The 11841-nt window shown below is 73.2% G+C and carries 14 protein-coding genes; 8 read left to right on the forward strand and 6 right to left on the reverse strand.

Annotated elements, in window-relative coordinates; all coding sequences use genetic code 11:
• The first annotated feature begins 66 nt into the window (after positions 1-66).
• Entirely contained in the window at positions 67-1035 is a 969-nt protein-coding gene (locus tag AB0G84_RS26940; RefSeq protein ID WP_361325901.1) for a cytochrome c oxidase assembly protein, read from the forward strand.
• 127 nt (positions 1036-1162) lie between these two features.
• Positions 1163-1321: a hypothetical protein gene (locus tag AB0G84_RS26945; protein ID WP_361325903.1), complete on the forward strand. Its 159-nt coding sequence runs from the start codon at positions 1163-1165 to the stop codon at positions 1319-1321.
• Between the two features lie 30 nt (positions 1322-1351).
• Here AB0G84_RS26945 and AB0G84_RS26950 read toward each other — a convergent pair whose 3' ends face one another.
• Both AB0G84_RS26950 and AB0G84_RS26955 read right to left on the reverse strand, forming a co-directional pair.
• Positions 1352-1834, reverse strand: a complete 483-nt coding sequence (locus tag AB0G84_RS26950) for an SSI family serine proteinase inhibitor (protein WP_361325906.1) — start codon at positions 1832-1834, stop codon at positions 1352-1354.
• Between the two features lie 183 nt (positions 1835-2017).
• On the reverse strand, positions 2018-2731 hold the full coding sequence (locus AB0G84_RS26955) for a hypothetical protein (RefSeq protein WP_361325908.1): 714 nt from the start codon (positions 2729-2731) through the stop codon (positions 2018-2020).
• A gap of 382 nt (positions 2732-3113) precedes the next feature.
• Here AB0G84_RS26955 and AB0G84_RS26960 point away from each other — a divergent pair, with 382 nt between their 5' ends.
• Positions 3114-3830: a lysophospholipid acyltransferase family protein gene (locus AB0G84_RS26960; protein ID WP_361325911.1), complete on the forward strand. Its 717-nt coding sequence runs from the start codon at positions 3114-3116 to the stop codon at positions 3828-3830.
• A 71-nt stretch (positions 3831-3901) separates the two neighbouring features.
• Positions 3902-4726, forward strand: coding sequence for a TIGR02452 family protein (locus tag AB0G84_RS26965; protein WP_361325914.1), 825 nt, complete (start codon positions 3902-3904; stop codon positions 4724-4726).
• Between the two features lie 146 nt (positions 4727-4872).
• Here the strand turns inward: AB0G84_RS26965 and AB0G84_RS26970 are convergent, their stop codons facing one another.
• Positions 4873-6522 carry an alpha/beta hydrolase gene (locus tag AB0G84_RS26970; protein WP_361325916.1) on the reverse strand — a complete coding sequence of 550 codons (1650 nt, stop codon included), beginning with the start codon at positions 6520-6522 and terminating at the stop codon, positions 4873-4875.
• Between the two features lie 538 nt (positions 6523-7060).
• Between AB0G84_RS26970 and AB0G84_RS26975 the strand changes: the two genes are divergently transcribed.
• The 4 genes from AB0G84_RS26975 to AB0G84_RS26990 all read left to right on the forward strand — a co-directional run bounded on the left by AB0G84_RS26975 (position 7061) and on the right by AB0G84_RS26990 (position 9431).
• Positions 7061-7444, forward strand: coding sequence for a hypothetical protein (locus AB0G84_RS26975; RefSeq protein WP_361325918.1), 384 nt, complete (start codon positions 7061-7063; stop codon positions 7442-7444).
• A 44-nt stretch (positions 7445-7488) separates the two neighbouring features.
• A complete protein-coding gene (locus AB0G84_RS26980) occupies positions 7489-8499 on the forward strand; it encodes a hypothetical protein (RefSeq protein ID WP_361325921.1) in 1011 nt (336 codons plus the stop codon).
• A gap of 70 nt (positions 8500-8569) precedes the next feature.
• Entirely contained in the window at positions 8570-8950 is a 381-nt protein-coding gene (locus AB0G84_RS26985; RefSeq protein WP_361325924.1) for a roadblock/LC7 domain-containing protein, read from the forward strand.
• A gap of 106 nt (positions 8951-9056) precedes the next feature.
• Entirely contained in the window at positions 9057-9431 is a 375-nt protein-coding gene (locus AB0G84_RS26990) for a hypothetical protein (protein WP_361325927.1), read from the forward strand.
• A 115-nt stretch (positions 9432-9546) separates the two neighbouring features.
• Here AB0G84_RS26990 and AB0G84_RS26995 read toward each other — a convergent pair whose 3' ends face one another.
• The 3 genes from AB0G84_RS26995 to AB0G84_RS27005 form a co-directional block, all read right to left on the reverse strand.
• Positions 9547-10389 carry an urease accessory protein UreD gene (locus tag AB0G84_RS26995; RefSeq protein ID WP_361325930.1) on the reverse strand — a complete coding sequence of 281 codons (843 nt, stop codon included), beginning with the start codon at positions 10387-10389 and terminating at the stop codon, positions 9547-9549.
• Positions 10386-11096, reverse strand: a complete 711-nt coding sequence (gene ureG / locus AB0G84_RS27000; protein WP_361325933.1) for an urease accessory protein UreG — start codon at positions 11094-11096, stop codon at positions 10386-10388. The genes AB0G84_RS26995 and ureG overlap by 4 nt, the downstream gene beginning before the upstream one ends.
• A 61-nt stretch (positions 11097-11157) precedes the next feature.
• Positions 11158-11832 carry an urease accessory UreF family protein gene (locus tag AB0G84_RS27005; protein WP_361325935.1) on the reverse strand — a complete coding sequence of 225 codons (675 nt, stop codon included), beginning with the start codon at positions 11830-11832 and terminating at the stop codon, positions 11158-11160.
• Between the last annotated feature and the right edge of the window lie 9 nt (positions 11833-11841).

The raw sequence follows: 11841 nt of genomic DNA on the forward strand, positions 1-11841 counted from the left end.
ACCGCCCTGGCCGGGGGCGGTTCTAGTCTTGTCGCGGAGCATTGGTACGCATCAGGAGCGAAGCGGATGGATCACAGCGGGCACGGCATGAACGGCATGGACGGTATGAACATGGACCTGCCGCCGTTCACGCTGGGGCGGGGCCTTGCGTTCGGTGGTGATCCGATCTTCCTTGTCGGCTGCCTCCTGGGGCTGGGGCTGTACGCGTGGGCGGTGATCCGGCTGCGGCGGCGTGGTGACCAGTGGCCGATGGGCCGGGTCGTCGCCTGGGTGCTGGGCGTGGTGACCGTGGCGGTGACCATGTGCACCCAGCTGAACGACTACGGCATGGTCATGTTTAGCGTGCACATGGTGCAGCACATGATCGTCAGCATGCTCTCGCCCATCCTGCTGCTGCTCGGGGCGCCGGTGACGCTCGCGCTGCGGGCGCTGCCGACCGCCGGACGCGGCCGCAAGGGCCCGCGCGAACTGCTGGTGGCGCTGCTGCACAGCCGCTACATGCGCATCATCACCCACCCCGCCTTCACCATCCCGCTGTTCATCGCGAGCCTCTACGGGCTGTACTTCACCCCGCTGTTCGACTTCCTGATGCAGTCCCGGGCCGGGCACATCGCGATGATGGTGCACTTCCTCGCGGTCGGTCTGGTCTTCTTCTGGCCGATCATGGGCGTGGACCCGGGGCCGCACCGGCCGGGCCATGTGATGCGGATTCTGGAGCTGTTCGCGGGCATGCCGTTCCACGCCTTCTTCGGCATCGCGCTGATGATGGGCTCGGAGCCGATGGTCGCCACCTTCGTCCACCCGCCGGCCTCCCTGGGCATCGAGGCGCTGGCCGACCAGCAGGCGGCCGGCGGCATCGCGTGGGCGTTCAGCGAGATCCCGTCCGTGCTGGTGCTGATCGCCCTGGTCTTCCAGTGGTACAAGTCCGAGGAGCGGCAGTCGCAGCGGCTGGACCGGGCCGCCGACCGCGACGGCGACAAGGAGCTGGCCGACTACAACGCCTACCTCGCCTCGCTCAACGCGCGGGGGCGGTGACCGCGCCACGCACGGGGCGGTGACCGTGGTCACGCATCTGGCGGTACGGGCCGCGGCCGGGGACGATGGTCCCATGGCCGCGGCCCGTGGCATGGGTGCTCCGGGCGGCCATGAGGAGGGTGCGGGTATGCCCGGATCTGCGCGGATGATGGCCGTACTGACGGTGGGCGGTCTGGTGGTGGCCACCGCCTACACCGCCGCGATGGGCGCCAACGGCTGGCTCTGGTTCTCCTGGGTGGTACTGGCCCTGGTCACGGTGGGCGTCTGGGCGGCCCGCCCGGTGTGAGCCGGGTGCGGCAGCGGCCGCCGGGCCGGATCAGAAGCGGAAGACCGGGCCGGTGGCGGAGTCCATCATGCAGGCGTTGGCGAACTCCTTGTGCCAGTTCACCGGGCCCCCGCGCCAGGTACCGGTCGCGCTGACGGTCACCGGGTCGTACTGCTTGGTGCAGGTGTGCGGGTCGCCGGGCAGCGCGTCCAGGTCGCCGCGCGCCCAGGTCAGCGCGTCGCAGGCGGCGAGCGCGTGCGGATGCCGGCCGTGGATGTCCGGGCAGCTGAGGCGTACGCCGCGGATCCAGGTGTTCCGGCTCCCGGACACGGTCAGCAGCAGGCCTTGGTCGGCGGTGGGCGGCTGCGGACCGGTGGCGGCCGGCGGCTGCGGGCCGGCTGCGGAGGGCGGCGGCGGGTCGGCGGCGCCGGCGGGGGTGGCACAGAGCGTGCCGACCAGCGCCGCGGACACGGTGGCGAGCACCGCGCCGGGCAGGGCGGCACGGGCAGATCGGCGGGGACGGCTCACGGGCATCGAGGTCTCCTGGGAACGCCCTGGGAACGCTGGCGAGTTCAGGCCACCTCGCCCGGCCCCGGTGCACAAGCGGCCACGCCGCCGCATCGCCCGTACGGGCCCCAGGGGTCCGGGCATCAGGGTGGCCGGCGACGGAGGAGGCGGCTCCGTCACCGGCCACCGGCTGGGGCGAGCGCCGGCCGTCTAGCCCACGCGCTCGATGCGGGCGCGGCGGATCAGGAACTTCCCCTCCTCACGGACCTGCTCGAACGCCGCGTTGTTGAGCAGCACACAGCTGCCGGAGGTCGAGGTCACGGACACCGTGGTCGACTTGTTGTTGTCCAGGTTGGTCACCTTCAGTTTGGTCCCGGCGGGGAACTGGTCGCTGGAGGCCGCCGGCGCACCGCCCTCTCCGGAGAGGGTCACGGTCGAGCCGGGGCAGACCACATCGCCGTCGCCGGCGGGCGGGGCCGCCGAGGCCGATGGGTCGCCGGACGCGGACGGCCCGGCGGAGCCGGAGGACTGCCCGCCGGCGGGTGGGGAGGCAGGGTCGGAGGACTGCCCGCCGGCGGGTGGGGAGGCGGGGTCGGAGGCGGGCGGCTGCTCGCCCGCCGGCGGTGCACCCGCGGCCTGGCCCCCGCCCCCATCGGAGCTACAGCCGGCGGCCCGCTGCTTGACCTGGATCTCCTTGATGACGGCCTGCCGGTTGGCGATCCGCGCCGCCGACTGCGCGTCCGGATGGGCCCGCTGATCGGCGATGAACTTCTGGTTGTTGCTCAGGGCGGTGGCCAGTCCGTCGCACGCCACCGAGGCCTGGCTGGTGCCCGCGGTGACGATGGCGATCCCGCCGACCAGCGCCGCTGCGCTGACTCCGACCATGATCTTCTGACGCCGGGTCACTCTTCTCTTCCGGGACATCTACGGCTCCCCTCCTCGGCCTGGAGCCCTGGTGCAGGCTCGGTCACCGGGCAGTACGCGACGTGAACGGGGGCTCGTTCAGGGGCCGTTCGAAGTTGTCCGCAGATGCCAAAACCGGGAGGGCCGAGGTGCGGGCGGTCGGTGCGGTCCGGCTACCGGGTTCCGGGCCGGAGGGCGGCCCCGGGCCGTCGGGGGCGGCTCCGGGCGGCCCGTGTGCGGCCCCGAGCCGTCGCGGGCGGCCCGTGTGCGGCTCCGGGGTGCCGGGGGCGGGCCGGCTCGCGGTGGTGACCCCGGCGGCGGTTGCCCATAAACTCGCTGCCCGTCCGAGCCCTGGTGACCTGGAACGACACCGGGCGATCCGACGGAGGAGGGGGCCGCTTTCGTGTTCTACCAGGTGCTGAAGTACGTCCTGCTGGGGCCGCTGCTGCGGCTGCTGTTCCGGCCGCGGGTGGAGGGGCTGGAGCATGTGCCGGAGGAGGGCGCGGCGATCATCGCGGGCAATCACCTCTCGTTCGCGGACCACTTCGTGATGCCGGCGATCGTGCCCCGCCGGGTGACGTTCCTGGCGAAGGCCGAGTACTTCACCGGGCCCGGTCTGAAGGGGCGGCTGACGGCGGCGTTCTTTCGCGGGGCCGGGCAGATTCCGGTGGACCGGTCCGGGGGCCGGGCCTCCCGGTCGGCGCTGGCGTCCGGTCTCGCCGTACTGCGCAAGGGCCGCCTGCTGGGGATCTACCCCGAGGGCACCCGCTCGCACGACGGCCGGCTCTACAAGGGGCGCACCGGGGTGGCCGCGATGGCGCTCCGGGCCGGGGTGCCGGTGGTGCCCTGCGCGATGATCGGCACGTTCGAGGCGCAGCCGACGGGCCGGCGGCTGCCGCGCGCCCGGCGGATCACCGTCCGGTTCGGCGCACCGCTGGACTTCTCGCGCCATGCGGGGACGGCGGACGAGCACATCGCGCTGCGCACCGTCACCGACGAGATCATGTACGCCATCCTCACGCTGTCCGGGCAGGAGTACGTCGACCGGTACGCGGGCGAGGCCAAGGCCGAGGCACAGGCCCGGGCTCGGGCGCACGGGCGGCGGGCGCCTGGCGCGTAATCGGGTCGCACGCCCCCGCCGGCGCCGCATACGGTGATCATCATGAGTGAGCGGAAACGGGGGTGCCGACGATGAGCGCCCGACTGCGGGGGATGGCACAGGAGACCGAGCGGATCGTCGCGGCGGGGGTCTACCGCGCGCCCGGTGGGCAGTTGGTGGAGATCGGCGAGGCGGTCCGGCGGGCCTGCGCGGGGACGCGGATGTACGGCCCGGGGCCGGTCGCGGTGGCGGATGCGGCGCCAGTGGGGCCCACGGAGTTCGAGGTGACGGACGAGGGGAGCCTCACGGCGGGGCGGCGGCTGGCGGAGGCCGGCGGCGGACCGCTGGCGATCCTCAACTTCGCCTCGGCCCGCAATCCCGGTGGTGGGTACCTCAACGGCGCGCAGGCGCAGGAGGAGGCGCTGTGCGGGGGGTCGGCGCTCTACCGCTGTGTGCGGGAGGCGCCGGAGTTCTATGCGGCCCACCGGGCCGAGCCCAGTGCGTTCTACAGCGACCGGGTGATCCTCTCCCCCGGTGTGCCGGTGTTCCGTGACGACCGCGGGGTGCTGCTCGAAGTACCGTACGAAGCGGGGTTCCTGACGGCGGCGGCACCCAATGCGGGGGTGATCGCGCGGCAGCGGCCGGCCGAGGCGGACCGGGTGCCGGCGGCGCTCAGGACGCGGGCGGAGCGGGTGCTGGAGGTCGCCGCGGCCGGCGGGCACCGTCAACTGGTGCTCGGGGCCTGGGGGTGCGGGGTGTTCCGCAATGAACCGGCCGACGTGGCAACGGCGTTCGGGGCGGCGCTGCTGGGCGCGGGGCGGTTCGCTGACCGATTCGAGCGGGTGGTGTTCGCGGTGCTGGACCGCCGGGCGGACTCCCCCACCAGGGCGGCCTTCCAGGCGGTGTTCGCGGCGTGACGTACGCGGTCCTCGCGGCGTGACGCACGCGGTCCTCGCGGCGTGACGTGCACGGTATTCCCGGCGTGAAAACGGCGAGGGCGGCCGGATACCCCGTGGGGTTCCCGGCCGCCCCGCCGTCTCACTTCCCTTTCACCGCACCGGCGTTACCGTACGGCCGGGAGGTCGGCCGCGCCCTTGGCGACAGCCTTAGCGACGGCCTTGGCCGACGGCTTGGTGGGCTGCGGAGTGGCGTGCGGCGCGCAGGTCACGTCCTTGGCGTCGGTCTTCCCCTCCAGGAGGTACGCGTCGACCCGGTCGTTGATGCAGGGGTTGACCTCGCCGGTGACACCGTGCGAACCGGCGTCCCGCTCGGTGATCAGACGGGAGCCCTGGAAGCGCTTGTGCAGCTCGACGGCACCGCCGTACGGCGTGGCCGCGTCGCGCTTGCTCTGCACGATCAGCACGCTGGGCAGACCCTTGCCGGTCCGCACCTCGACCGGCCGCTGCTGCTTGGTCGGCCAGGTGGCGCAGGGCAGGTTCATCCAGGCGTTGGACCAGGTCATGAACGGTGCCTGCCGGTGGATGCGGGTGTTGTCGCGGTCCCACGTGCGCCAGCTGGTGGGCCACTTGGTGTCGGTGCACTCGACCGCGGTGTAGACGGCGTTGCCGTTCTCCGCGGCGATGTTGCCGGCGGTGTCCTTGAGGTTGGGGCCGGCGTTCTCCACCAGGGGCTTGGTGTCACCGGCGAGGTAGGAGCTCCAGACCCCGGCGACGGTGGCCCACATCGAGTCGTAGTACGGCGCGTTCTGGAAGAAGCCGATCAGCTCGGCGGGGCCGACGACGCCGCCGATGGGGTTCTTCTTCGCGGTCGCCCGCAGCTTCTCCCAGGCCGCCTGGACCTTCTCGGGGGTGTTCCCGATGTGGTAGGTGGTGTCGTTCTTGGCCACCCACTTCTTCCAGTCGCCCCAGCGGGTCTCGAAGGCGACGTCCTGGTCGAGGTTGGCCTGGTACCAGACCTTCTTGCGGGACGGGTCGACGACGCTGTCGACCAGCATCCGCCGGACGTGGCCCGGGAAGAGCGTTGCGTAGACGGCGCCGAGGTAGGTGCCGTACGAGACGCCCAGGTAGTTGAGCTTCTTCTCGCCGAGGGCGGCCCGGACCACATCGATGTCGCGAGCGGTGTTCTCGGTGGTCATGTACGGCAGGAGGGCGCCGCTGCGCTCGGCGCAGCCGTCCGCGTACTCCTTGGCGAGCTTGCGCTGGGCGCGCTTGTCGGCCTCACTGTCGGGCACCGGGTCGGCCTTGGGGGCCTTGACGTACTCCTGCGGGTCCATGCAGGAGATCGGCGCCGAGTGGCCGACACCGCGGGGGTCGAAGCCGACGAAGTCGTACGCCTTCGCGGTCTTGGCCCAGAGCGGGTTCTTGGTGGTGATGCGAGTCGGGAACCGCATGCCCGAACCGCCGGGGCCGCCGGGGTTGTAGAGGAGCGCGCCCTGGCGCTCCTGCTTGGTTCCGGTGCTCACGGCCCGGTCAACGGCGATCTTGATGGTGCGGCCATGGGGCCGGGCGTAGTCGACCGGCACGGTGACGTAGCCGCACTGGACGGGGGTCTTCAGGCCCCAGTCCGCGGGGCAGTCCTGCCAGTCGATGCCCTTCTTGGCCGCGCGTGCGGCAGCGGTCTGGACACCGCGCGCCTCGGCCTTTCCGCTCGGTTGGCGTTCGCCCGCGCTGGCGGGTGTGGCGGCTATGGCTCCGGCGAGGAGCGCACCGGTCACCAGCGTGCCGGCGGTGCCGAGCGCTGCTTTTCTTCTCACGTGGTCGTTTCCCCCTGCTGGGTGCGCCAGTTGTGGCGGCATGATCACAGGCCTACAGAGGGATCCTTGCGCCTGACCTCCCCTGCTGAACAGGCCTGACCGGCATTTCTTTACCAAGCTGTAGGTTTTCGGGCAGCTGTGCGACGGGGCGGGAAAGGCCGGACATCGCGAGGTAATCGCACTCTTTCGGCCAACTGTCACCGACTCTGCCCAAACGCGTTGCACGGCACCCGGATTTCCGGCAGGAAGCGCTCAACCCCACGTTCCGATCCGGTAGTTGACGTGCCAAAAGAAGCAGTTGCGCGAGCAGGGCGCCCGGTGATGACGTACCGGCGCACGGCGTGCGATGCGCGCCGGTTGGCCTCTGGAGCACCACCAAGGGACGAGAACACGTCAATTGCCGTGGACCTGCCCAGGAGGCATGTGCCAGCACGGCTGCAGTCAGTAACCTTCCGTGAAGGCTCTCCCACACACCGCCACGAGGGAAGAGCTTCGGCGTGTGTTCACGCCCCCCATGCCGCCGCGAAGGAGCTCCGAAGTGCCGGGTATCGATCAGGTGTTGTCCCAAGCCATGGGGATCCCAGGCGTCCTGGGCGCCGGACTGATCGACTGGACCAGCGGACTCACACTCGGTACGGCCGGGCAGGCAGCACACGGCGACCATGACGCGGCCGCCGCGGACACCGCCGATGTCGTCCAGGCGGTGGCCCGCAACGCCACCTTCGACACCACCGGCGGCAGCGGCCCGGCCCTGGAAGACCTGATCATCACGGCCGCCAACAGCTACCACCTGATCCGTTTCGTGCACACCGCCTTCGACAGCCAGACCTACCTCTACCTCTGGCTGGACCGTGGGCAGGCGAACCTCGCCGTGGCCCGGCTGCGGCTGCGCGAGCTGGCGGCGGAGCTGGTCGCGTCCTGACGCCACGGCTCCGCCTCCTCGCACGAACGGTTAGGGAACCAGCCATGGGCCTGCCCATACCTCCTCACCCACCCACCGCGGCAACCCCTCCCCCGCACACCGCGACAACTCCCCTCGCACCCGCACCGGCAACTCCTCGCCCACCCGCCGCGGCCGGACTGCTCGACCGGCTCGCCGCCGAGCGCGTCACCGGCACCCTGCACGGCCCGCACGGCCGCCTCTACCTCCTGGACGGCGCGGTCACCTGCGTCGAGGACGCCGCCGCACCCGGCCTCGGGGAGCGGCTCACCGCGGCCGGCAAGGTCCCCCCGCAGGGCTGGCGGCACGCCGCGCAGACCGCGGGACCGCAGCGGCGGGGCGCCCAATTCCTGGTCAGCGAGGGCTGGTTGACCCAGGGCGAACTGGAGGTCTGCCACCTCGCGGCGCTGCTCGACGCCGCCTTCTTCGCGCTGCCGCTGCTGCCGGAGGCCGCCTCCTTCACCCCCGGCACCGGGCACTGGCTCGGCGTCGTCCGCCCGATCAGCGCCACCGCCCTCCAGCAGGCGACGGCCCGCCGCCGCGCGCTGCTGGACCGGCTGCACCCCTGGGCGGCGGTCGACACCTCCCCCGTCGTCCCCCTGTGCCCGGGCGACCCGGCCCCCACCCTTACGGCCCGTCAGCGGTGGCTGCTGGCCCGCGCCGACGGGCGGCAGACCCCCTACCAACTCGCCCGCGCGCTGGGCCAGTCCGCGTATCTGACGCTGCTCGACATCCGCCGCCTGGCTGCGGCCGGGCTCGTCCGGATGCCGACCGCGCCGGCGGGGCTCCCGCGGCGCCGCCCCGGGGCCGGTCTGGAGGGACAGCAGCGCCAGGAGGAACAGCAGGACCGGGAAGGGCACCAGGGCCCGGAGGGACAGCGGGGCCGGGAGCAACGCCGGCCGGCCACCCCCGCCACAACAGCAGCAGCCCGCCCCACCCCCGCCTGGCAACCGCAGGTAGCGGAGCTCCTCGACACCCGCGACCCGGATATTGCCCTCCTGGTCCGACTGCGTACGGCACTGGAGGAGAACCTGTGAACCCTGGCCCGCGAGAACCGTGCACGGCATGAGACGCGCCATCAGACGGCGAGCCGAGAAAAGGAGACTGATGACGATCGAACCCCGGATACGGGACGAACTCCATACCTTGCGCGATCAAGTGCGGCACTTCCAGGGCGGCATGGTGGCGAGCGTGGACGGCATGGTGATCGCACACGACCTGTCGGACATCGAACCGGACGGACTGGCGGCCCTGACCGCCGCCGCCATCGGGGTCGCCAAACGCCTCACCGAGGCCACCGGGCAAGGCGACTTCGAGGAGACCCTCACCCGCGGCACCACCGGCTATGTCGCCGCCTACTCGGCCGGCCGCCGCGCCGTCCTCACCGCGGTGGCCGGCCCGGACACCAATGTGGGCCGGCTCCACCTGCAGGCCCGGCGGGCCGCCGAGCGCATCGGGGCGATGGTCGACGCGGCCCCGCACCGGTGAACGACCCGCCGCACCGCCTGACTCCCGTCCTCAACTCCACGCCTCTTCACCCCTGATTCCCCTCATCACCACAACCCTCCACCCATACGAAAGGTGACCACCGCTCATGGCACAGATGGAATCCGCCCTCGCCGACGCGATGTCGACCATCGAGGGCGCCGTAGGCGTCGCCCTGGTCGACTACACCAGCGGGATGGCACTGGCCACCCTCGGCGACAACCAGGCCCTCGACCTCAACATCGCCGCGGCCGGCAACACCGACGTCGTCCGGGCCAAGATGCGCACCATGGAGATGCTGGAACTCCAGGGCTCCATCGAGGACATGCTGATCACCCTGACCGCGCAGTACCACATCATCCGCCCGGTGACCGGCAAGAACGGCAGTGGCCTCTTCCTCTATCTGGTGCTGGACCGCAAGCGGGCCAACCTCGCGCTGGCCCGCCACCGTCTGGCCCGCCTGGAGGCCGATCTGGAGGTGTAGGCCGTGTCGTCGACTCCCGCCTGCCCGGCGACGCCCGGCAGGCGCGCTCGCCACGGGCCCCGCCCTCCGGGCGAACGACGGGAGTGTGACGACAGGACCCGGTCCGGCATCGCCGTCACCCGGCGGCAGCGGCGCGGGCGGCCTCGTCCAGCAGGCGCCGCAGCCGCAGGGCGTCCGGGGCGACGGCGGTGGCCAGCGCCCCGGGGCCGGCGAGCGGGGCCAGCACCCCCTGCCCCGCGCCGCCGTCGGCCGCGCCGTCCGCGGCGGCGCCGAGCAGCGCCACATCGGCCGGCTCCGCTCCGGACTCCGGCCCCACCACCAGGAGTTGGCCGAGGGCACGGTGTCCGCCCAACACGGCCGAGGTGTCCCAGCCGGGGACCCCGGGGCCGTACGCCGTCTCCTGATCCAGCAGCGTACGGCCGGCGCGGCGGACCGTGAGCCGGCTGCGCAGCGCCCCGGCCTCCTCACCGCTGCGCCCCAGGACCTGCTCCTCGCGGAGCACCAGGCGCGCGGTGGGAGCCAGGTCGACGGTCGTGGTCATCCGCAGGTCGCTGCCCGCGGCGGAGATCAGCGGCTCCGGCAGCCAGTCGAGCCGGGCCCCCTCGCCGACCGTCAACCGGACGTCGTAGGTGGCCGGTTCGGCGTTCCTGCCGGGCAGCGCGACGGTCGCCGCCGCGGTCGTCAGGTGCACCGCGGAGCCCGCCTCCGCGGTGACCTCGATGGCCAGCCGGTCCCCGCCGAGCGGGGCGCTCATGGCGCCCACCACACAGACCCGGGCCGGGCCGCCGCCCCCGCCCAGGCGGCGCAGCGCCAGCGGCCCGTCCCCGTCCAGCACCGGCAGCCGGGTGGAGCCGGACGGTCCGGTGCGGGCGACGATCCGGGCGGTGGCGCACAGCCCGGCGCCCGGGGCCCCGGCGACCCGGGGCCGGACGGCACGGGGAGGGAGTGCGAGGGTCATGCGGGGACCGCGGTCCAGTCCGCCAGCCGGGCGCGGACCCAGTCCGCCACCGGCCGGACGCCGTTCTCGGTCTTCAGCGCGGTGAAGACGACCGGCAGTTCGCCGCGCTGCGCCTTGGCGTCGCGGGCCATCCCCTCCAAGTCGACCCCGACGTACGGGGCCAGGTCGGTCTTGTTGATGACGAGCAGGTCGGCGGTGGTGACGCCGGGGCCGCCCTTGCGCGGGATGTCGTCACCGCCGGCGACGTCGATCACGAAGATCTGCGCGTCGACCAGTCCCTTGGAGAAGGTCGCGGTGAGGTTGTCGCCGCCGGACTCGACCAGGATCAGATCGAGCGGGCCGCCGCCCTCGGAGGACACCGCGGTCTCCAGGTCCTCGACCGCTTCGAGGTTGGCGGAGATGTCGTCGCGGATGGCGGTGTGCGGGCAGGCGCCGGTCTCCACGGCGGAGATCCGCTCGGCGGGCAGCACGGCCTCACGGAGCAGGAACTCCGCGTCCTCACGGGTGTAGATGTCGTTGGTGACGACGGCCAGGGACAGGTCGTCGCGCAGCGCCCGGCAGAGCGCGGCGACGGTGGCGGTCTTGCCGGTGCCGACCGGGCCGCCCAGGCCGATGCGCAGCGCCCGGCGGCTCCCGTCCGCGCGTACCGGGTCGGCGGCGCTGTAGGTGTAGCGCTCGGGGAAGGTCTCGGCATGGTCGAGGTGCATGGTCACTCCGGTGGTCGGTGGCCGCCGGCGGCGGCGCGGGGTCGGGCGGAAGGCCGGCGGGTCAGGAGGCGAACAGGCGTACCGGCCAGGCGGCGTGCTGCTGTGCGGTGATGTCCAGCAGCGGCGCCGAGGCGGCGGGCAGGGCCTCGGCCCCTTCGGCGGCGGCCCCCTCCCCGGCGTCGGCGCCGCGCCGGGCGATCCGGTCGAGGTCGTCGGTGAGCCGGGCCAGCACGGCGGTGGCCTGGAAGGGGTCCAGGCTCAGCAGCCGGACGACGGCGGTGGCCGGGCCGCTGACGCTCTCGTACGCCGCGGCGTACGCGGCGTCGAGCGGCGACAGGCCCGCGGACCGGGCGGCCAGGCCCAGGACGACGGGCTGGTGCGCCCCCCGCGGGCGGGCGGCGGCCAGTGCGTCGAGCGCCGGTCCGGGCCAGGTGGCGCGGGCCGCCCGCATCATCTGCCGGCCGAGGCGGCGGGCGACGTCCCGCAGCGCCGGTACGGGCGTGCGGGCGTCCGCGGCGTCGTCCAGGAGCAACGGGTCGGCGCCGGCCGCGGCCGCGGCAGCGAGCCCGGCGGCGACCAGGCCGGCGGTGTGCAGCCGGCCGCGGCAGAAGGCCTCCAGGGTGGCGGCGTCGGTGATGCGCCCCGCGGCGACGGCTCCCTCGGCGCCGCCCGAGTGGGCGTGCCCGCCGGCGGGGAACCGGCCGTCAGCGAGGACAAGCAGCGCCGCGCGGCTCACCGGCGGTCC

The organism is Streptomyces sp. NPDC020742 (assembly GCF_040641675.1).
Lineage (GTDB): Bacteria > Actinomycetota > Actinomycetes > Streptomycetales > Streptomycetaceae > Streptomyces.